The 18,075-nt window shown below is 66.4% G+C and carries 17 protein-coding genes; 9 read left to right on the top strand and 8 right to left on the bottom strand.

What is annotated here, in order from left to right; all coding sequences use genetic code 11:
- Position 1: 1 nt before the first annotated feature.
- Positions 2-1,015, top strand: coding sequence for a methionyl-tRNA formyltransferase (fmt, locus tag SynRS9909_RS05420; RefSeq protein ID WP_007100052.1), 1,014 nt, complete (start codon positions 2-4; stop codon positions 1,013-1,015).
- Here fmt and SynRS9909_RS05425 read toward each other — a convergent pair.
- From SynRS9909_RS05425 to SynRS9909_RS05440, 4 genes are all read right to left on the bottom strand, one after another.
- Positions 985-2,154, bottom strand: a complete 1,170-nt coding sequence (locus SynRS9909_RS05425) for a DEAD/DEAH box helicase (protein ID WP_370587896.1) — start codon at positions 2,152-2,154, stop codon at positions 985-987. The two genes, fmt and SynRS9909_RS05425, sit on opposite strands and share 31 nt — an antisense overlap.
- A gap of 230 nt (positions 2,155-2,384) precedes the next feature.
- Positions 2,385-3,098: a hypothetical protein gene (locus SynRS9909_RS05430; protein WP_007100050.1), complete on the bottom strand. Its 714-nt coding sequence runs from the start codon at positions 3,096-3,098 to the stop codon at positions 2,385-2,387.
- Entirely contained in the window at positions 3,058-3,396 is a 339-nt protein-coding gene (locus SynRS9909_RS05435) for a DUF6464 family protein (protein WP_007100049.1), read from the bottom strand. Before SynRS9909_RS05435 ends, SynRS9909_RS05430 begins: the two co-directional genes overlap by 41 nt.
- 4 nt (positions 3,397-3,400) lie before the next feature.
- Entirely contained in the window at positions 3,401-4,156 is a 756-nt protein-coding gene (locus SynRS9909_RS05440) for a DUF475 domain-containing protein (RefSeq protein ID WP_007100048.1), read from the bottom strand.
- A 38-nt stretch (positions 4,157-4,194) separates the two neighbouring features.
- Here SynRS9909_RS05440 and SynRS9909_RS05445 point away from each other — a divergent pair, with 38 nt between their 5' ends.
- Positions 4,195-4,965: a hypothetical protein gene (locus tag SynRS9909_RS05445; protein WP_007100047.1), complete on the top strand. Its 771-nt coding sequence runs from the start codon at positions 4,195-4,197 to the stop codon at positions 4,963-4,965.
- Here the strand turns inward: SynRS9909_RS05445 and SynRS9909_RS05450 are convergent.
- Positions 4,904-5,110 carry a hypothetical protein gene (locus SynRS9909_RS05450; protein ID WP_240307700.1) on the bottom strand — a complete coding sequence of 69 codons (207 nt, stop codon included), beginning with the start codon at positions 5,108-5,110 and terminating at the stop codon, positions 4,904-4,906. The genes SynRS9909_RS05445 and SynRS9909_RS05450 overlap by 62 nt on opposite strands.
- Positions 5,111-5,231: 121 nt before the next feature.
- On the opposite strand from SynRS9909_RS05450, the gene mfd reads away from it, so the two are divergent.
- Together mfd and SynRS9909_RS05460 are read left to right on the top strand one after the other, a co-directional pair.
- Entirely contained in the window at positions 5,232-8,786 is a 3,555-nt protein-coding gene (gene mfd, locus SynRS9909_RS05455; RefSeq protein WP_007100045.1) for a transcription-repair coupling factor, read from the top strand.
- 92 nt (positions 8,787-8,878) lie between these two features.
- On the top strand, positions 8,879-9,043 hold the full coding sequence (locus tag SynRS9909_RS05460; protein ID WP_007100044.1) for a hypothetical protein: 165 nt from the start codon (positions 8,879-8,881) through the stop codon (positions 9,041-9,043).
- Positions 9,044-9,097: 54 nt separating this feature from the next.
- Here the strand turns inward: SynRS9909_RS05460 and SynRS9909_RS05465 are convergent, their stop codons facing one another.
- The 3 genes from SynRS9909_RS05465 to SynRS9909_RS14180 are packed head-to-tail and all read right to left on the bottom strand — an operon-like array spanning position 9,098 to position 12,728.
- The gene (locus SynRS9909_RS05465; RefSeq protein WP_007100043.1) at positions 9,098-10,453 is read right to left on the bottom strand and encodes a S41 family peptidase; all 1,356 of its coding nucleotides are present in this window, start codon (positions 10,451-10,453) and stop codon (positions 9,098-9,100) included.
- A 41-nt stretch (positions 10,454-10,494) separates the two neighbouring features.
- Entirely contained in the window at positions 10,495-11,706 is a 1,212-nt protein-coding gene (gene ispG / locus SynRS9909_RS05470) for a (E)-4-hydroxy-3-methylbut-2-enyl-diphosphate synthase (protein ID WP_007100042.1), read from the bottom strand.
- Positions 11,703-12,728 (bottom strand): uracil-DNA glycosylase family protein, encoded by a 1,026-nt coding sequence (locus tag SynRS9909_RS14180; RefSeq protein WP_007100041.1) that lies wholly within the window; start codon positions 12,726-12,728, stop codon positions 11,703-11,705. The genes ispG and SynRS9909_RS14180 overlap by 4 nt, the downstream gene beginning before the upstream one ends.
- A gap of 94 nt (positions 12,729-12,822) precedes the next feature.
- On the opposite strand from SynRS9909_RS14180, the gene SynRS9909_RS05480 reads away from it, so the two are divergent.
- Genes SynRS9909_RS05480 through SynRS9909_RS05500 form a run of 5 tightly spaced genes read left to right on the top strand, consistent with a single transcriptional unit; the run spans position 12,823 to position 17,962 of the window.
- Complete coding sequence (locus SynRS9909_RS05480; RefSeq protein ID WP_038001427.1) at positions 12,823-14,007, top strand: pyridoxal phosphate-dependent aminotransferase; 1,185 nt, start codon at positions 12,823-12,825, stop codon at positions 14,005-14,007.
- Between the two features lie 52 nt (positions 14,008-14,059).
- Positions 14,060-14,959, top strand: coding sequence for a putative selenate ABC transporter substrate-binding protein (locus SynRS9909_RS05485; protein ID WP_038001423.1), 900 nt, complete (start codon positions 14,060-14,062; stop codon positions 14,957-14,959).
- On the top strand, positions 14,956-15,666 hold the full coding sequence (locus SynRS9909_RS05490; RefSeq protein WP_007100038.1) for an ATP-binding cassette domain-containing protein: 711 nt from the start codon (positions 14,956-14,958) through the stop codon (positions 15,664-15,666). The genes SynRS9909_RS05485 and SynRS9909_RS05490 overlap by 4 nt, the downstream gene beginning before the upstream one ends.
- Entirely contained in the window at positions 15,663-17,234 is a 1,572-nt protein-coding gene (locus SynRS9909_RS05495; RefSeq protein WP_007100037.1) for an ABC transporter permease, read from the top strand. The genes SynRS9909_RS05490 and SynRS9909_RS05495 overlap by 4 nt, the downstream gene beginning before the upstream one ends.
- 50 nt (positions 17,235-17,284) lie before the next feature.
- On the top strand, positions 17,285-17,962 hold the full coding sequence (locus SynRS9909_RS05500) for a GDSL-type esterase/lipase family protein (RefSeq protein WP_007100036.1): 678 nt from the start codon (positions 17,285-17,287) through the stop codon (positions 17,960-17,962).
- Positions 17,963-18,075: the final 113 nt, after the last annotated feature.

The following is an 18,075-nucleotide window of genomic DNA, read 5'->3' on the forward strand; positions in this document are numbered from 1 at the left end:
CGTGAAGATCCTGTTCTGGGGAACGCCGCGCTACGCCGTTCCCAGCCTCGAGGCCTTGCATGCAGCCGGGCACACGATCGTGGCGGTGGTGACCCAGCCCGACCGCCGTCGCGGTCGGGGCAAGGCGTTGCAGCCCTCGCCTGTCAAGGAGAGGGCGTTGCAACTGGGTGTGCCCGTGTTCACGCCGGAGCGGATCCGCCGCGATGCGGAGATGCAGCAGCAACTCGAAGCCCTCGGCGCTGATCTCTCCGTGGTGGTGGCGTTCGGCCAGATTCTGCCGCCTGAGATCCTGCAGCAACCGCCGCTGGGCTGTTGGAACGGCCATGGCTCCCTCCTGCCCCGCTGGCGCGGCGCCGGACCGATCCAGTGGTGTCTGCTCGAGGGCGACGCTGAAACCGGCGTCGGCATCATGGCGATGGAGGAAGGCCTCGACACCGGTCCGGTGCTGTTGGAGCGTCGCCTCGGCATTGGGTTGCTGGAGAACGCCGAGCAACTGGCCATGCGCCTGAGCGTGCTGACGGCGGAGCTGATGGTGGAAGCGATGCCTCGCATTGAAGCGGCTGGACCCGGTCCGGAGTCTGAGCGCTGGCAGCGGCTGGGGCTGCGTCCCCAGGCCGCCGAGGGCATGACCTACGCCCGCATGCTCAGCAAGCAGGATGCCCAGATCGACTGGAGTGCCTCAGCTCTGGCGATTCATCGCCAGGTGATGGGGCTGTATCCCAACGCGGTGAGCCAGTGGCAGGGCAAGCGCCTCAAGATTCTCCAGACCGAGCCCCTGATCGAGCGGCTCTCAGCCCAGCTCTCCAGCGATGCCCGGGAGTGGGTGGGGCGCTGGCCCACCGGGGGGCAAGCCCCGGGAACCGTGCTCGCCTGTCCACCCGGTCTTGGGGTGGTGGTCAGCAGCAGTGGCTGTCCGCTCCTGATTCGGGAAGCGCAGCTGGAGGGCAAAGCACGCTGTGGCGGGCAGGCTCTGATGCAGCAACTTCAGGCTCGGCCCGGTGACCGCCTCGGCTGATGACTGCTGCGCGACTGGCTGTTACGCGACTGGCTGTTACGCGACTGACTGTTGCGTCCCTGCCCATTGCGGCCCTGGGGGCTGCGGCGGCCCCGGCCACCACTGAGATCGAGCGGTGGGGCGCTGAGCACCGTCGGCTCGAAGCCCTGAATCTCCACCCGGGGCAGGGCCTCACCGGTGAGCCGTTCGATCGCTTTCAGCAGCAGGGCTTCCTCCGCAGCCACCAGAGAAATGGCATGGCCGCTTTCACCGGCGCGACCCGTGCGGCCGATTCGATGCACATAGTCTTCCGCCACATTGGGCAGATCCAGGTTCACCACATGGGGGAGCTGTTGGATGTCGATGCCCCGCGCCGCGATGTCGGTGGCGACGAGCACGCGCACGGACCCGTCCTTGAACCCCTGAAGGGCCCTGGTGCGGGCGCCTTGACTTTTGTTGCCATGGATCGCCGCGGCGACCAGGCCCTCCTGGTTGAGTTGGTCGGCCACCTTGTTGGCACCGTGTTTCGTGCGTGAGAACACCAGCACCTGCTGCCAGTCTTCCGATCGAATCAGGTGTGTGAGCAGGGCGGCTTTGCGGCCCATGTCGCAGGGGTGCACCGTCTGTTCGACGGAGCGGGCGGTCTGGTTCGCCGGCGCCACCTGGATCTGGAGGGGGTGATGCAGCATCCCCTGCGCCAATTTGCGAATCGGGGCGCTGAAGGTGGCGGAAAACAGCAGGGTCTGGCGCCGTTCGGGAAGGCGCGACAGCAGACGACGGATGTCGTGGATGAAGCCCATGTCGAGCATCCGGTCGGCCTCATCCAGCACCAGGCACTCCACCGCCTCAAAACGCACCGCCCCCTGCTGGTGCAGATCGAGCAGGCGCCCGGGGGTGGCGACCAGCACATCGACTCCCTGGGCGAGGCGCTGGATCTGGGGATTGATCTTCACGCCACCGAACACCACCTCACTGCGCAGGGGCAGATGGCAGCTGTATTGCCGCACGTTGTCGAGCACCTGAGCCGCCAGTTCCCGGGTCGGCGTGAGCACCAGGGCGCGGATCTGGCGTCGCCCGGCGCGAGCGCCATGGCAGAGCCTCTCGAGCATGGGCAGGGTGAACCCGGCTGTTTTTCCCGTGCCTGTCTGCGCTGCCGCCATCACATCCCGGCCGCTGATCACCGCCGGAATCGCCTGCGCCTGGATCGGAGACGGGGAGCTGTATCCCTTGTCATTCAGGGCGCGGAGCAGCGGTTGGCTGAGCCCGAGGCTGTCAAAACCGCTGCTGCTGGCGGTGTCGGACGCGCTTCTGTCGGCGGGCGTGGTGCGGGAGGCAGGGCTGGATGCAGTGATGATCGAATCGCGCTGGAACTTCAGCCTACGGGCGGGGCTCAGGGCTCTCCGTAGAGCTGCTTCGCCTGCTGCCAGACCCGCTCCAGATCGGCATCCGCCAGGGCCAGCGCTTCCGGATGCAGCGCCTGGAGCCACTGACGCCGCGCCGCTGGTGTGTCGTTGTTGAAGAAGCTCCCCTCCGCCGCCAGCACCCGGAACTTGAGAAACTCCAGCAAGCGGGCCCGCAGCCGCACGGCATCGAGCAGGCGCAGGCGAGCGCGGGGATCCCGCAGTTCCAGCGTTGCCCCTGGCTTCAGGCCCGGAATCCAGGCGGTGAGCAGTTCCACCGTGGTGGCAGGTTGCCAGTGCCGCTGTTTGGTTTCCGGATGGGGGTGGTAGATCCAGCCCATCTGCACCGTGCCGGTGATGCGTAGCTCCACCTGCCAGAAAGAGAAGGTCTCGGGGGGATGGCGATCGGTCCAGGTCACGGCCTGGAAGCAGTGATCCGGATCGCGCAGCTGCAGCTCCAGGGGCGCGAAGCTGAGGTTGAGCGTGCCCGGCCAGCAGCCGCTGAGATCCAGGCCGAGGCGCTCAAAGATCGGCCGTTGCATCGCGATCGTTCCCGCTGGATAGGGCGACGTGTCGCTGCGGCCGGAGGCGACACCATGCCCGGCGCTGATCCGCCCCTGCCACCAATCGGATGCCTTGTCGGCGATGTTGTGGGGCATCGCTTCAGCGCTCCAGGCGGTGGACGCACCGCTCACAGGGGCCATCGGGCATCACTGCACAGCGCAGCAGAGGGCTGAGGGCATTGAGCTTGCAGGTGGGGTCTCCGATCACCCAGCCATGCCGCCAGCGGCGGGCATCGGCCGGCCGGCGCTCGGGTTTCACCAGCAGCACCAGGCTGCTCAGCTGATAACGGCCGGAACGCAGGGTGTAGCGATGGCGCCGTTGCAACACCAGAAAGCTGCGCTCGCCATGCTCGAACCAGCGGCCGGGGTGGGGAGGTTCCTCCAGATCGAGCCGATCGATCAGTCGTTCCGACCCCGCCTGCTTCAGTTCCACCAGCATCGGCTCAGGGTTCCTCCACCAGGGCCATGGTGCGCCGGGAGAAGCCCCAGAGCACCAGGCTCGCCACCACCACCAGCGTGAACCATTCGGGCAGGGGCCAACCGGGCAGAAGCAGGCCCAGGATCAGTTTCAGCCCCACGAATCCCACGGCGGTGTAACCCGCCGTCTCCAGGCGGGGGTAGAGCTCGAGCCAGCGCACGAACAGCCCGGCGGTGAAGCGCAGGGCGATCACACCGATCAGGGCACCACTGATCACCAGCAGCAGCTGGTCGCTGATCGCCACGGCGGCCGCAACACTGTCGATCGAGAAGGCCAGGTCGGTGAGGGCCAGGGCCAGCACGGTGCGGGCCATGCCCGGTGTGACCAGCCCTCCTGCGGCGCCGCTGCCAGGGCCTGGGCTTGCACTGGCCTGGCTGGTGATGAGTGGATCGCCGGAGTGGGTCTGGCGCCAGTGGCTGAAGAACAACCAGAGCAGGTAGGCCCCGGCCAGCCATTGCAGGGGCTGGAAGGCGAGCACCCATTGGGCCATCAGGATCAGACCGATGCGCAGCACAAAGGCGAGCGCGATGCCGATGTTCAGGGCCCGTTGTTCCCGATGCTGATCGTTCTGTTGCCTGGCGATCGCCGCCAGGGCAATGGCGTTGTCGGCCGAGAGAATCAGCTCCAGCGCCACGAGCACCGGGAGCAGGGGAAGCAGCTCTCCCCAGCGATCGACGCCATCGAGCAGGGGCGTGAGCGAGGGAAGGGCGGCGGAATCCATAAGGCCCAGCCTAGAAATGGGCAACTCCCAGCAGTGAGATGCGCACCCAGGCCCGCCTCTGCCACATCGATGAGCGGCGCTGCGTCGTGGAGGTGATGCTGATCGGGGCGGAGGGGGTGATCGCCAGTGCCCTGGGGCAGGGGGCCGATGCGGAAAGCGCCGAGGACCGTGCCTTGAGCCGACTGCAGCAGCGTCTGGCTGCAACCCCTGCCCCTCCTGCGGCAACACCGTCTGCGGCAACACCGCCAGCCGCGGTGCCCCCACCAGCTCCCGCACCTATCGCGGCCCCAGCGCCTGCAGCGTCACCTGCCCCTGCCCCTGCCCCTGCACCCGATCCGGAACCACCCAGTGAGGCCCCGACCGATCCGGAGGACTGGAGCGATGAACTGGCGGCGATCGATCTGGAGTTGCAGCGTCTCGGCTGGGATCGGCAACAGGAGCGTCTCTACCTCGAGCGGGCCTTCGGTCATGGCAGTCGCCATCGACTGACGCGCTACAACGATCTGGTGGCTTTTCTCAAACGCCTGCGCAGCCTCGAACCGGGCATCAGCGCCGAGAGCGCCCCCGTGCCGCTGCGCCGCAGTGATCTGATCAGTCAGGGCGATCAGATGCTGCAGACCCTGCGCTGGAGCTCAGCCCAGGCCAGGGAGTTCCTGCAACAGCACCTGCAGGCCTCCTCCCGCCAACAACTGAGCGATGAACAGCTGCTGCAGTTCAACATGCTCCTCGAGGAACAGTTGCTGGCACTCACGCCGTCGCCTGGCTCCCCCTCCCCCCAGGCTGAAGCGGACCGGGCGGCGGCGGGCTGAACAGGGCCGGAAGCGACAGCGCCACCAGGGCCGATCCCACCGCCACGAGCACCAGCAAGGGAATCGGTCGCACCAACGGCTGCTTCTCGAGCACCGTGCCGCAGCGGGAGCAGATCGGCGTGGCACCACGGGGAGGGCGAAGCACGACGGCGGGCCCGCAACAGCATTCCGGACAGCGAAAACGCGGCATGGGCCCATCAACTGGATGACCCGCAGCGTCGGGCCATCGATTGCGACAATCATGCGTTGCCATCTGCCGCATCGCCATGCCCCTCAGCTCCCTGGTGCGTCTGCTGCAGAGTTCGGCGCTCACCGGAGAGTTGCTGGAACGGCGCTGCCGAGATCAGCGTCTATTGCTCCGGGGTGGCCACAGGGCGGCGCGGGCCCTGGTGGCCACGGCCCTCGCCCGTCGCGCCGATCAGCCACTGCTTGTGGTGGTGCCGACCCTGGAGGAAGCCGGTCGCTGGACGGCGTTGCTGGAGCTGATGGGCTGGAGCAGCACCCAGCTCTATCCCACCAGCGAGGGATCGCCCTACGAACCGTTTGACCCCACCACGGAGATCACCTGGGGCCAGCTGCAGGTGCTCAGCGAACTGCAGAGCGGCAGCGACCGGCCGGATCTGGCGATCGTTGCCACCGAACGCTGCCTCCAGCCCCACCTGCCGCCACCGCAGGCGTTGGCCGAGCGCTGCCGCAGCCTGCGCAAGGGCGACACGGTCGACCTGGAAGAGCTGGCCTCCTGTCTGTCCCAACTGGGCTATGAGCGGGTGTCGAGCATCGACCAGGAGGGCACCTGGAGCCGTCGTGGCGACATCGTCGACATCTTTCCGGTGAGCAGTGAACTGCCGGTGCGGCTGGAGTTCTTTGGCGATGACCTCGACAAGCTGAGGGAATTCGACCCCGCCAGCCAGCGCTCCCTCGATGCGATCGAGAGCCTCCGTCTCACCCCCACCGGCTTCAGCCCCCTGATTGCCGAGCAGCTGCGCGAGCGGATGCCCGATGGCCTGGAGGGCCTGCTCAGCGAGCAGGCCTTGCAGGAGTTGCTTGAGGGCGGCACGCCGGAGGGGATGCGCCGCTTGATGGGCCTGGCCTGGGAAGCCCCTGCCTCCCTGCTCGACTACCTGCCCGCCCATTGCTGTGTAGCGATCGATGAACGGCGCCACGGTCGCGCCCATGGCCAGCAATGGCTTGATCACGCCGAAGAGCAGCACGGGGAGCTGGCCGCTGAGCTGAGCCAGCCCCTGCCGCTGCTGCACCGTCCGATCGAGGCGGCCATGGCCCTGGCGGAAGCCTTCGACGGGTTTGACCTGGCGGAGCTGCAGGAGAACGACGGCCACGCCAATGCCTTTGATCTCACCAGTCGACCGGTGCCGGCCTACCCCAATCAGTTCGGGAAGCTCGGCGAGCTGGTGAAGGGCTATCAGGCCGAAAAGCAGTCGGTGTGGTTGCTTTCAGCCCAGCCCAGCCGCGCCGTCGCCCTGCTCGAGGAGCACGACTGCATCAGTCGGTTTGTGCCCAATGCCGCCGATGCGCCGGCGATTGAACGGCTGGTGGAGCAGGGCACCCCCGTGGCGCTGAAAACGAAGGGAACGGCGGAACTGGAGGGTCTGCAGCTACCCGCCTGGCGGGTGGTGTTGATCACCGACCGTGAATTCTTCGGGCAACACAACCTCGGCAGCAGCGGTTACGTGCGTCGACGGCGCAAGGCGGCCAGCCGCACGGTCGACCCCAACAAGATGCGCCCCGGTGACTACGTGGTGCATCGCAACCACGGCATCGGCCGTTTTCAAAAGCTGGAGAAACTGGCGATCAGCGGTGAGGTGCGCGACTACCTCGTTGTGCAGTACGCCGATGGCCTCCTCCGGGTCGCCGCCGACCAGCTGGGCAGCCTGGGCCGCTTTCGCGCCAACAGCGACACTCCACCCCAACTCAGCAAGATGGGCGGCTCGGCCTGGGTGAAGGCGAAGGAGCGCGCCAGCAAGGCGGTGCGCAAGGTGGCGCTCGATCTTGTGAAGCTTTACGCCGAACGGCATCAGGCCCCGGGCTTTGCCTTTCCCGGCGATGGCCCCTGGCAGGAGGAACTCGAAGACTCCTTCCCCTATGAGCCCACGCCGGATCAGCTCAAGGCCACGGCGGATGTGAAGCGCGACATGGAACAACCCCAGCCGATGGACCGGTTGGTGTGCGGCGATGTGGGCTTCGGCAAGACGGAGGTGGCGATCCGGGCCATCTTCAAGGCGATCACCGCCGGCAAACAGGTGGCGATGCTCGCCCCCACCACCGTGCTTGCTCAGCAGCACTGGCGCACGTTGTCGGAACGCTTTGCCCCCTATCCGATCAAGGTGGCGCTGCTCAATCGTTTCCGCACCGCCAGCGAGCGCAAAGCCATTCTGGAGGGCCTCAAGCAGGGCACGATCGATGCGGTGGTCGGGACCCACCAGTTGCTGAGCAAGAGCACGAGCTTCGACAAGCTCGGCCTGCTGGTGGTGGATGAGGAACAGCGGTTCGGTGTGAATCAGAAGGAGAAGATCAAGGCCCTGCGCAAGGACGTCGACGTGCTCACCCTGTCGGCGACACCGATTCCCCGCACGCTCTACATGAGCCTTTCCGGGGTGCGGGAAATGAGTCTGATCACCACGCCGCCGCCGCTGCGTCGTCCGATCAAGACCCACCTGGCGGCCCTCGATGAGGAGGCGGTGCGCAGTGCGATCCGCCAGGAACTGGATCGCGGTGGTCAGGTGTTCTATGTGGTGCCCCGCGTGGAGGGCATCGAGGAGGTGGCAGCTCAGCTGCGCCAGATGTTGCCGGGGTTGAAGCTGCTCGTGGCCCATGGCCAGATGGCCGAGGGAGAGCTGGAGAGCGCCATGGTGGCGTTCAACGGCGGTGAGGCGGATGTGATGCTCTGCACCACGATCGTGGAGAGCGGCCTCGACATCCCCCGGGTGAACACGATCCTGATCGAGGACGCCCATCGCTTCGGCCTGGCCCAGCTCTATCAGCTGCGCGGACGGGTGGGCCGCAGCGGCATCCAGGCCCATGCCTGGCTGTTTTACCCCGGCGATGCCTCCCTCAGCGATGCCGCCCGCCAGCGCCTGCGGGCGATCCAGGAATTCGCCCAGCTCGGCAGTGGCTATCAGCTCGCCATGCGCGACATGGAGATCCGCGGCGTTGGCAATCTGCTCGGTGTGGAGCAGAGCGGCCAGATGGAGGCGATCGGCTTCGACCTTTACATGGAGATGCTGCAGGAATCGCTGGCTGAGATCCAGGGGCAGGACATTCCGGCGGTGGACGACACCCAGGTGGACCTTCAGGTGACCGCCTTCCTCCCGGCCGACTGGATCACCGACTCCGACGAGAAGATGGCGGCCTATCGCGCTGCGGCTGAATGCACCAGCGCCGAAGCACTGGTGGATCTGGCGGCCACCTGGGCGGACCGCTATGGCGCCCTGCCTGGTCCGGTGCAGTCGTTGCTGCAGCTGATGGACCTCAAGCTGCTCGCCAAGCGCTGTGGTTTTTCCCGGATTCGCCCCGAGAAACCGAACATCGCCTTGGAAACCCCGATGGAGGAGCCGGCCTTCCGTCTGTTGCGCCAGGGGCTGCCCCAGCACCTGCATGGCCGACTGGTGTATCAGGCCGGCACGGGCACCAGCGCCAAGGTGCTCGCCCGCGGCCTCGGGGTGTTGCCGATGGAGAAACAGCTGGAGGAGCTCAAAGGCTGGCTGGAGCTGATGGCGGCCCAGATTCCTGACGCTGAAGGTTTCACCGCCGAGCAGCGACAGGAGCAGGACAAGGCCCGCAATGAGGCGGTGCTGTCGGTGTGATGCGCCTGGCCAGGTCGTGACCCGCAAAAATGAGAAGCGTCCGACACATTGCGCAATTCTTCGTTACAGTTCGCGGAGTACGCGGAGCCGTCGTGGGTGAGTTCATCGATCCGATCAGCAGCGCAGGATCCATGGGCCTCTTCGGCAGCCTGATCGGCGCTGTCGCCCTCGGCGTCTATGCCCTCTGGCAGGACGACACCCAGAACGACGACGATGATTCCACCCCCGGCGGTGGACTGATGCAACCGGTGGCCTGATCGGTCATGGTGCGGCAGCAGCTTCAGTGAGCGCGAAGGTTTCGGGCTGGCGCCCTATCGCTGAACCGCCGACTTGAGATTGGCGGAGCCGGGCTTGTAGGCCCGGCCGCTGCTGGGGGCCGCCAGGGCTTTGATCAGGGTTGTTTCGGCAACGCGATACTGGCTGTCTTTGTTAGTGCCGAGGTCTTCCAGCTTGAGCGATTGGATTTCCTCCTCGCTCATCTCCACCTTCACATCCGGCTTGATGCCGTTTTTGTGAATGTCGGTGCCACTGGGCGTCAGATATTTGGCGATGGTCACCGTCATGCCGGACCCATCCGCCAGGCCGCGCACGGATTGCACCAGGCCTTTGCCGAAGGTTTTCTGGCCCACCAACTGGGCCCGGTGGTTGTCCTGCAGGGCACCGGAGAGGATCTCGCTGGCACTGGCGGAACCTTCATTCACCAGCACCACCACAGGACGCTGGGTCAAAGCACTGCCAGTGGCCCGCCGCACATCCTGAATGCCATCGCGGGTCTTGGTGCTGACGATTTTGCCCTCATCGAGCCACTGGCGGGCGATGTCCACGCTTGCTTCCAGCAAGCCGCCGGGATTGCTGCGCAGATCGAGCACGTAGCCATCCACGCCTTGCTCCTCCAGGCTGCGGATTGCCGCCCGCATCTCCTTGGCAGCGTTGGCATTGAATTGCTTGAGGCGGATGTACCCCACCTTCCGACCGTTGGGGGCGTTGTTGATCTGGCTGCTCACCGAGTGGATTTCGATGCGGGCCCGCACGAGGGGCACCTGCAGCACCTGGCCCTTGCGACGCAGGCCGAGGGTCACCTGGGTCCCTTCCTTGCCGCGGATCAATTTCACCGCGTCTTCGGTGGTCATCCCCTTGGTGGAGGAGCCATCGATCGACACGATCACGTCCTTCGGCTGCACCCCGGCGCGTGAGGCCGGGGTGCCTTCGATCGGCGACACCACCACGATGTCTTTGGTTTCCTTGTCGAGTGAGATCTGAATGCCCACCCCGGTGAGTTCACCGGAGGTGTCGATCTGCATCTCCTTGAATTCCTTCGGATCCAGGAAGCGGGTGTAGGGATCATCGAGGCTGGCGAGCATGCCCCGGATCGCTTCATAGGACTCTTCCGTGCCGTTGTAAGGCTTGGCGAGCAGGTTGCGGCGCAGGCTCTGCCAACGCTCCGGGTTGTATTCGCCGGTGGAGTCGAGGTAGTCGCGATAGACGATCTGCCAGACCTGATCGATCACCTCCTTCGGGCTGTCGGTGATCGCCGAGGACGTGCTGCTCGGGAGCCCCAGGCCGGGCGAGGCCACCGCCACGGCCGCTGAAACGCCGCCCACTCCCAGAAGCACCATCCAGGTGCTGCGGCGATCACGCAGGGAACGGCGGTGCTGGGAGGAGGGCATGGAAAACGTCCCGTCAGGACTGATCCTTCACCCTAACGAGTTCAGGCGGGTTCCACCCAGCGACCGTCGTCTTTGATCAGCTGAATCAGGGCCTCCACCCCTTCGGATTCCGGCACCTTGCGGATCTCGTCCCGTCCGCGATAGAGGGAGATCACCCCGGGGGTCTTGCCCACGTAACCGTAGTCAGCATCGGCCATCTCACCCGGTCCGTTGACGATGCAGCCCATCACGGCGATGTCGAGTCCGGTGAGGTGGGAGGTGGCGGACCGCACCTGATGCAGCACCTCCTCGAGATTAAACAAAGTGCGACCGCAGCTCGGGCAGGCCACGTATTCGACCATCGTCTTGCGCAGCCCCAGGGCCTGGAGGATGGAGAAGCAGACGGGAATCTCCTTCTCCGGTGCTTCGGTGAGGGAGACGCGGATCGTGTCGCCCAGGCCCTCCGCCAGCAGGGTGGCGATCCCGGCGGTGCTTTTGATTCGGCCGTAGTCACCATCGCCCGCCTCGGTGACGCCGAGATGGAGGGGGTAGCGGAACCCCTCCGCATCCATGGTGTCGGCCATCAGCCGGTAAGCCGCCAGCATCACCGGCGCCCGCGAGGCTTTCATCGAAATCACGATGTTGTGGAAGTCGAGCGCATCGCAGAGCCGCACGAATTCCATCGCCGACTCCACCATCCCTTTCGGGGTGTCGCCATAGGTGAACAGCATCCGTTCGGCGAGGGAGCCGTGGTTCACGCCGATGCGCAGGGCCTTGTTCTGCGCTTTGAGCACTTCAACCAGCGGGGCGAAGTCATCGCGGATGCGCGCGCCGATCGCATCGAACTCCGCCTGCGTGAACTCCTGACGGCTGGGGTCGGGCTTGTCGAACACAAACAGCCCGGGGTTGATCCGCACCTTGTCGACGTGGTTCGCCACTTCCAGGGCGATACGAATGCCGTTGTGGTGCACATCCGCCACCAGGGGCACCCCACAGCCCTGGCTGCGCAGCGCCGCGCGGATCTCCTTCATCGCCTTGGCATGCGCCATCGAGGGGGTGGTGACCCGCACGATCTCGCAGCCCGCATCGGCCAGGCGACGAATGCCGGCCACAGCCGCCTCGATGTCGAGCGTGTCCTCGTTGATCATCGATTGCACCACCACCGGGTGCTCACTGCCGATCGGCACATCGCCCACCATCACGGTGCGGGTGACGCGGCGATGGATCTGGGTGTCGTACCGACGGGACGAGCCGACAGAAGAGGTGGCGGTCAAGGGGATGGAGCGCCGAAAGCGGACTCACCCTGACACAGACGCTCCCTGATCTGACGTAGATCCGAGCGGGTCAGGTCGAGCGGTCGTCCGGGCTGCGTCGAGGGATTGCGCAGCAGATAGGAGGGATGGAACAGGGGCATCCAGGCCCGCCCATCCCGCTCGATCCACTGGCCACGCAGACCCGTGATCGGCCCGCGTTCCTCCAGCACCGCCGCCAATGCCGTGGACCCCAGCAACGCCACCACGGCCGGATTGACCAAGGCGATCTGTTGCTCCAACCAGGGGCGACAGGCGGCGAGCTCCTGGCGTTTCGGTTTGCGGTTGCCGGGTGGCCGGCACTTCACGGCATTGCAGATGTACAGGTCATGGTCCGGGTTGAAGCCCGTCTCGCGCAGCAATTGATCGAGCAGGCGTCCGGAGCGCCCCACGAAGGGGCGCCCCTCCGCATCTTCTGACGCGCCCGGCGCTTCGCCGATCAACATCAGCGGTGCCGCAGCCGAACCACGGCTGATCACCACCTGGCGGCGACTGCCGGCCAGGTCACAGGCCTGGCATTGGCGGCAGGCCGTGGCGAGCGTGGTGTCGTTGGTGGTGTCGTCGTTGCTGTGTGCCTTGGTGGCGGACGCGGCTGTGCTCAGGAGGAGCAGCCGATTCCCCTCCGGATCCGCCAGCCAGCATTCGGCACCGAAGGGCTCCTGCCGAGCCGGTTCAACCACCGTGGCGCCGAGTTGGCGCGCGGCATCCACCATGGCGTGGAGTGGCTCCAGCGGGTCTCCTGCCCTGCCGCCCACCTGGTGCTGCAGACAAGGCGCCAGAGCCTGAGCGGCAGCCGGCATGGCGCGTGTGCGGGACGGGCGATAGAGCTGCAGAACCCCACCGCCAGGGAGGTCCACCAGCCAGTGCTGCGCCGCGACGCCTGGGCGAGGGGCCGTCTGAAACAGAGCGCCGTAAAAGCGGGCCAGGGCCTCGGGTTGCTGGGCGGCCAGGACCCAACTGAGGCTGGTGGTGGGGAGGGCCGTCATCGCAGCGCTGCGGGTGCTCCAGTCTGGTTGTCTGGAACACCAGATCAGGCAGGATGGATCATCCCTGCGCACCCGCTGGAGGAGTGCCGCGTTGATGTCAAGCCCGTCAGTTCTCTCCCATCGGGCTGTGGCCCTGAAGCCGTCACTGACGCTTGCGATCAGCGCCCGTGCTCAGGCTTTGAAGGAGGCGGGCCGCGACATCTGCAGCCTCAGCGCCGGTGAACCGGATTTCGACACGCCCGAGTTCATTGTCGAAGCGACACTGAAGGCGCTCCGCGATGGAATCACCCGCTATGGCCCCGCCGCCGGCGATCCCCAGTTACGCGACGCGATCGCCGGCAAACTCAGCAACGAGAACCGGGTGCCCACCGACGCCGCCCAGGTGCTCGTCACCAATGGCGGCAAGCAGGCGATTTACAACCTCTTCCAGGTGCTGCTCAATCCGGGCGATCAGGTGCTCATCCCGGCGCCCTACTGGTTGAGCTATCCCGAGATGGCTCGACTGGCGGGTGCGGAACCGGTGGTGGTGCCTTCGTCTGCTGCGACGGGGTTTCAGTTGGATCTGGAGGCACTCGAGGCGGTGCTCACCCCGCGCAGCCGGCTGCTCGTGCTCAACACACCGAGCAACCCCACCGGCCGGGTGATGCAGCGCACTGAGCTCGAGGTCCTGGCGGCATGGCTGCGCCGCCACCCCGATCTGCTCGTGATGTGCGACGAGATCTATGAGTTCCTGCTGGCCGAGGACGAAAGCCATCACAGCTTGGCGGCCCTGGCTCCCGATCTGGCAGAGCGCATCTTCATTGTCAATGGCTTCGCCAAAGGCTGGGCGATGACCGGCTGGCGCCTGGGCTATCTGGCCGGGCGCGTGGAGGTGATCAAGGCAGCGGCGGCGCTGCAGAGTCAGAGCACCAGCAATGTCTGCAGTTTTGCCCAGCGCGGAGCCCTGGCTGCCCTGGAGGGCTCACGCAGCTGCGTCAGTGCGATGGCGGCGAGTTACACCGAACGCCGTCAGCAGATGATTGCCGGTCTGCAGGCGATCGATGGGTTGACGCTGGTGCCGCCGCGAGGTGCCTTCTATGCCTTTCCCCAGCTTCCCGACGACACCATCGAGTCGGTGGAGTTCTGTCGTCTCGCCCTGGAAGAGGAGGGTCTGGCCTTGGTGCCCGGTGAACCGTTCGGGGATCGGCGTTGCGTCCGGCTGTCCTGCGCTGTGGCCCGTGAGACGATTGCGGATGGTCTTGAGCGCCTGCAGCGATTGCTCGATCGCCTCAGGAGCTGATGCCACACCTCACTGTTCACCACAACGCATTCCCCCACAACCCATGTCCGCCATGCCCGCACGAGAACGCAGGGCCGTCGTGTGCCTTGGCCTGCTGGTCAGCCTCGTCACGACGGCCCTTCCCACCTGGGCGCAGCAGGTGCTGCGCATCGGTGCCATCCCGGATCAGAACCCGGAGCGCCTCAATCGTCTGTACGGCGTCCTGGCGAAGCAGCTCAGCAGTGACCTGAAGGTTCCGGTCCGCTACGTCCCCGTCAGCAACTACCCCGCCGCCGTGACGGCTTTCCGCACCGGCAGCCTCGATCTGGTTTGGTTCGGTGGTCTCACCGGCGTTCAGGCCCGTCTGCAGACGCCCGGCGCCAAGGTGCTGGCCCAACGGGATATCGACGCCAAGTTCCGCAGCGTCTTCATCGCCAACACCGCCAGTGGCCTGAAGCCGATCAGCAGTCAGAAGCAACTCACCACCCTGCGCGGCAAGCGGTTCACTTTCGGTTCGGAAAGCTCCACTTCCGGCCGTCTGATGCCCCAATACTTCCTGCAGCAGGCTGGCGTGTTGCCCAGTCAGTTCGCCGGTGGTCGGCCTGGATTCAGCAAGAGTCACGACGCCACCATCGCGCTGGTGCAGAGCGGTTCCTACCAGGCCGGCGCCCTGAATGAACAGGTGTGGACGTCTGCTGTGAAAGAGGGCCGCGTCGATCCGAGCAAGGTGCGCGTGATCTGGAGAACACCCACCTATGTGGATTACCACTGGGTGGTGCGTCCGGGCCTGGATCAACGCTTCGGCAAGGGCTTCACCACCCGTCTGCAGAAGGCCCTGCTCAGCATCGATCGCACCACCGCCAACGGCAAAACGATCCTCGAACTGTTTGCCGCCGGGTCGTTCATCCCCGCCAAAGACAGTCAATACCAGTCGATCGAACAGGTGGGCCGGCAGCTGGGCAAGATCCGTTGAGCGCTGTGCTCGCCCTGGATCGGGTGTCCGTTGTCGGCCGTGATCTACCGCGTCTCGATGCGGTCTCCCTGGTGTTGCAGCAGGGAGAACGGGTCGCCCTGCTCGGTCCGAGTGGTGCCGGCAAAAGCACCCTGATCGCCGTGGCCAACGGCAGCCTGCGTCCCGATCGGGGCCAGGTGGTCTGGCCGTGGCAGGGACAGGGGCGGAGGCAACGGCGGGCGATCGGCACCCTCTGGCAGGACCTGCGCCTGGTGGAGGAGCTCTCGGTGCAGCAGAACGTCAACGCCGGCGCCCTCGGTCGCCGTTCGCTGGGCTGGGCCCTGCTCAATCTGCTGTTGCCTCTCGACACGGCCGCCTGCAGCCGCTGTCTGGAGTCGGCAGGGTTGGATCCTGGCTTGCTTGAGCAGCCCGTCTCCCGTCTCTCCGGGGGCCAGCGTCAGCGGGTGGCCATCGCCCGTCTGCTTCGTCAGGAACCGGAGTTGCTCCTGGCCGATGAGCCGCTGGCCAGCCTCGACCCCGCCCTGGTGGACGACATCCTCCAGCGCCTGCTGCACCAGAGCGCGGCCACGGTGCTGATCAGTCTCCATCGCCCCGATCTGGTCGATCGCTTCGATCGGGTCGTGGGTCTCCGCGCCGGATCGGTGTGTCTGGATGCGGCTCCAGCTGAGCTCAGCCCGGAGCAACTGGAGCGTTTGTATCGCCCATGAAACTGCATTGGCCGAGTGCGCCCCTGCTCTGTCTGCTACCGGCCCTGGCCCTCGTTCCGGTGCTGGTGGTGGTGGTGCCTGCCCTCCATGCCGGTGGCCTCGCCACCTGGGGGGCCTTCCTGCTGGGCGCTCTGAGGCCCAGCCTGGAGCCGGCGGTGCTCAACGCCGTGCTCCACGGCCTTCAGGTGACGCTCGCCACCGCCTTGCTGAGCTGGGCACTGAGTGTGCTGATCGGTGCGGTTCTGGCCCTGATCAGCGCCGATGTGCTCTGGCTCAGCCAGGGCGGCTCGCCCTGGCCTGGCCGGGCCTTGCGTGTTGTTCTGGCCCTGCCCCGTTCGATCCACGAGCTGATCTGGGGGGTGTTGTTGCTGCAGGTCTTCGGGCTTCACCCCTGGGTGGCCGTGCTCGCGATTGTGATTCCCTACAGCGCTCTGGTCGCGCGGGTCTGGCGTGATCAGCTCGACAGCCTCGATCGACGCCGTCTCATCGCCCTGCTCCAGGGCGGCGCCGGCGCCCCTGCCGCCCTGCTCACCGCGATGGCACCGGTGATGGCGCCGAGCCTGTTCAGCTACGGCGGCTATCGGCTCGAATGTGCGTTGCGCAGCGCCACCCTGCTGGGGGTGTTCGGCCTGGGTGGTCTGGGCACCGAACTGCAGCTGAGTCTTCAGTCGCTCCGATTTGAGGAGTTCTGGACCGCCCTCTGGCCCCTTGTGCTGGTGAGTGTGGCCCTGGAGCAACTGCTCCGTCTCTGGCGCCTGCGCCGCGGTGGTGCGGATCGTTTTGTTGAACAGCGCCAGCAACTCTGGTGTGTGGTGGGTCTGGTTGTCGCCGTCATCGGCGGCGCGCTCTGGATGCAGCAGCTGTTCCCGCCCCAGGAGGGCGCCCTGCCCTGGCAATGGCCGCCCCTGCCGGATCGGGCGGCCCTGATCGCCGCTGCCGGCGAGCTTCCCTGGCTCGCCCTGATGGGAGACACCCTGCTCCTCACCGTTCTGGCCGCCGGTTTGGCCATCGGCCTGCCGCCCCTGGGTCTGCTGCTCTGGCATCGCGGCGGTGGCACCACGCTGCAGAGCCTGATCTGGACCGCGTTGCGGCTGCTTCCCCCACCCTTGACCCTGCTCTTGTTGTTGCTCGCCAATCAACCGAGCCTGGCGCTCGCCGCCCTCGCCCTCGGGCTTCAGAACGCCGGGGTGCTCGGTCGGTTGCTGCTGGAGGGCCTGGAGCAGCAACCCGCTGAGCGGCGCATCGCGATCGAGGCCACCGCTGCGCCGCCGGCCGCCAGCTGGCTCTACGGATCCCTCAGCGGCCAGAGCCATGCCTACCTGGCCTACGCCGCCTACCGCAGTGATGTGATCCTCCGGGAGACGGTGGTGGTGGGCCTGGTGGGGGGCACGGGACTGGGCTGGGCCCTGATCGAAGCCCTGAGCTCATTCCATTGGGCTGCCATCGCCCTGCTGATTGCCGCATTCGCTGGGATCACCCTGGTGGGGGAGTGGCTCAGCGAGCGCCAACGGGCCCACTGGCTGGAGGGCTCCTCACCGCGGGGCCCCGAAGTCCTGCTGCAAAGTTGAGTTCATCTCTCAAAGCCCATCTCTCCCCGCTTCCCTGAACGTTCGCCCCTATGGAGGTCCGTCCCCGTCAACTGATCGTGATCGGCGATAGCGGTGTCTATGGCTGGGGCGATCGGGAGGGGGGCGGTTGGTGTGAGCGACTGCGCCGCGACTGGATGGGCAGTCCGCTCGCGCCGGTGCTCTATCCCCTCGGTGTGCGCGGCGATGGCCTGGAGAAGGTGGCGGAGCGCTGGCAACGGGAATGGGCCTGCCGGGGGGAATTGCGCCGTCAGCTGCCTGAAGGTGTGCTTCTGGCGGTGGGCCTCAATGACACCGCCCGGGTCGGGCGTGTCGATGGGCGCCCGCAGCTGTCGCTGGAGGCCTATCGCTTCGGCTGCGAACAGCTCCTGCGTGCCATCGCGCAGCGAACCGATGTGATGGTGCTGGGCTTGAGTGCCGTGGATGAGGCGGTGATGCCCTTTGCTGGTTGCCTCTGGTATGCCAACGACGCGGTGGCGGACTATGAAGCGGCTCTGGAGGAGGCCTGCCTGGAGGTGGATGTTCCTTTTCTGTCGGTTCACGCCGCCATGCGGACCGAACCGAGCTGGTTGCGCTGGCTGGAGCCCGATGGCATCCATCTCAACGCTGCGGGGCACCACTGGCTGCACCAGCGGTTGATGCACTGGCCGGCGTTGCAGCGTTGGGCAGGCTTCGTGCCGCTGCGTCAGGGCACCCCGCTCGCGCCCTGATCGCGCTCTGATGCATCCGATCGGGTGAGTGCCAATCCTCCCTTTCCTCCGATCGGCTGACTGCTAACCCCTCGCTCCGGGGAGGGCTGGGGTGTGGATTTCACGGACGGTGA

Origin of the sequence: Synechococcus sp. RS9909 (genome assembly GCF_014279595.1) — a bacterium.
In the GTDB taxonomy this organism is placed as follows: Bacteria; Cyanobacteriota; Cyanobacteriia; order PCC-6307; family Cyanobiaceae; genus Synechococcus_C.

Bases quoted from the DNA above. Each gene is read 5' to 3' on its own strand.
- SynRS9909_RS05425 (WP_370587896.1), bottom strand. From the start codon at position 2,154: ATGGCGGCAGCGCAGACAGGCACGGGAAAAACAGCCGGGTTCACCCTG.
- SynRS9909_RS05430 (WP_007100050.1), bottom strand. From the start codon at position 3,098: ATGGCCCCTGTGAGCGGTGCGTCCACCGCCTGGAGCGCTGAAGCGATG.
- SynRS9909_RS05435 (WP_007100049.1), bottom strand. From the start codon at position 3,396: ATGCTGGTGGAACTGAAGCAGGCGGGGTCGGAACGACTGATCGATCGG.
- SynRS9909_RS05440 (WP_007100048.1), bottom strand. From the start codon at position 4,156: ATGGATTCCGCCGCCCTTCCCTCGCTCACGCCCCTGCTCGATGGCGTC.
- SynRS9909_RS05445 (WP_007100047.1), top strand. From the start codon at position 4,195: ATGCGCACCCAGGCCCGCCTCTGCCACATCGATGAGCGGCGCTGCGTC.
- mfd (WP_007100045.1), top strand. From the start codon at position 5,232: ATGCCCCTCAGCTCCCTGGTGCGTCTGCTGCAGAGTTCGGCGCTCACC.
- SynRS9909_RS05465 (WP_007100043.1), bottom strand. From the start codon at position 10,453: ATGCCCTCCTCCCAGCACCGCCGTTCCCTGCGTGATCGCCGCAGCACC.
- SynRS9909_RS14180 (WP_007100041.1), bottom strand. From the start codon at position 12,728: ATGACGGCCCTCCCCACCACCAGCCTCAGTTGGGTCCTGGCCGCCCAG.
- SynRS9909_RS05480 (WP_038001427.1), top strand. From the start codon at position 12,823: ATGTCAAGCCCGTCAGTTCTCTCCCATCGGGCTGTGGCCCTGAAGCCG.
- SynRS9909_RS05485 (WP_038001423.1), top strand. From the start codon at position 14,060: ATGCCCGCACGAGAACGCAGGGCCGTCGTGTGCCTTGGCCTGCTGGTC.
- SynRS9909_RS05495 (WP_007100037.1), top strand. From the start codon at position 15,663: ATGAAACTGCATTGGCCGAGTGCGCCCCTGCTCTGTCTGCTACCGGCC.
- SynRS9909_RS05500 (WP_007100036.1), top strand. From the start codon at position 17,285: ATGGAGGTCCGTCCCCGTCAACTGATCGTGATCGGCGATAGCGGTGTC.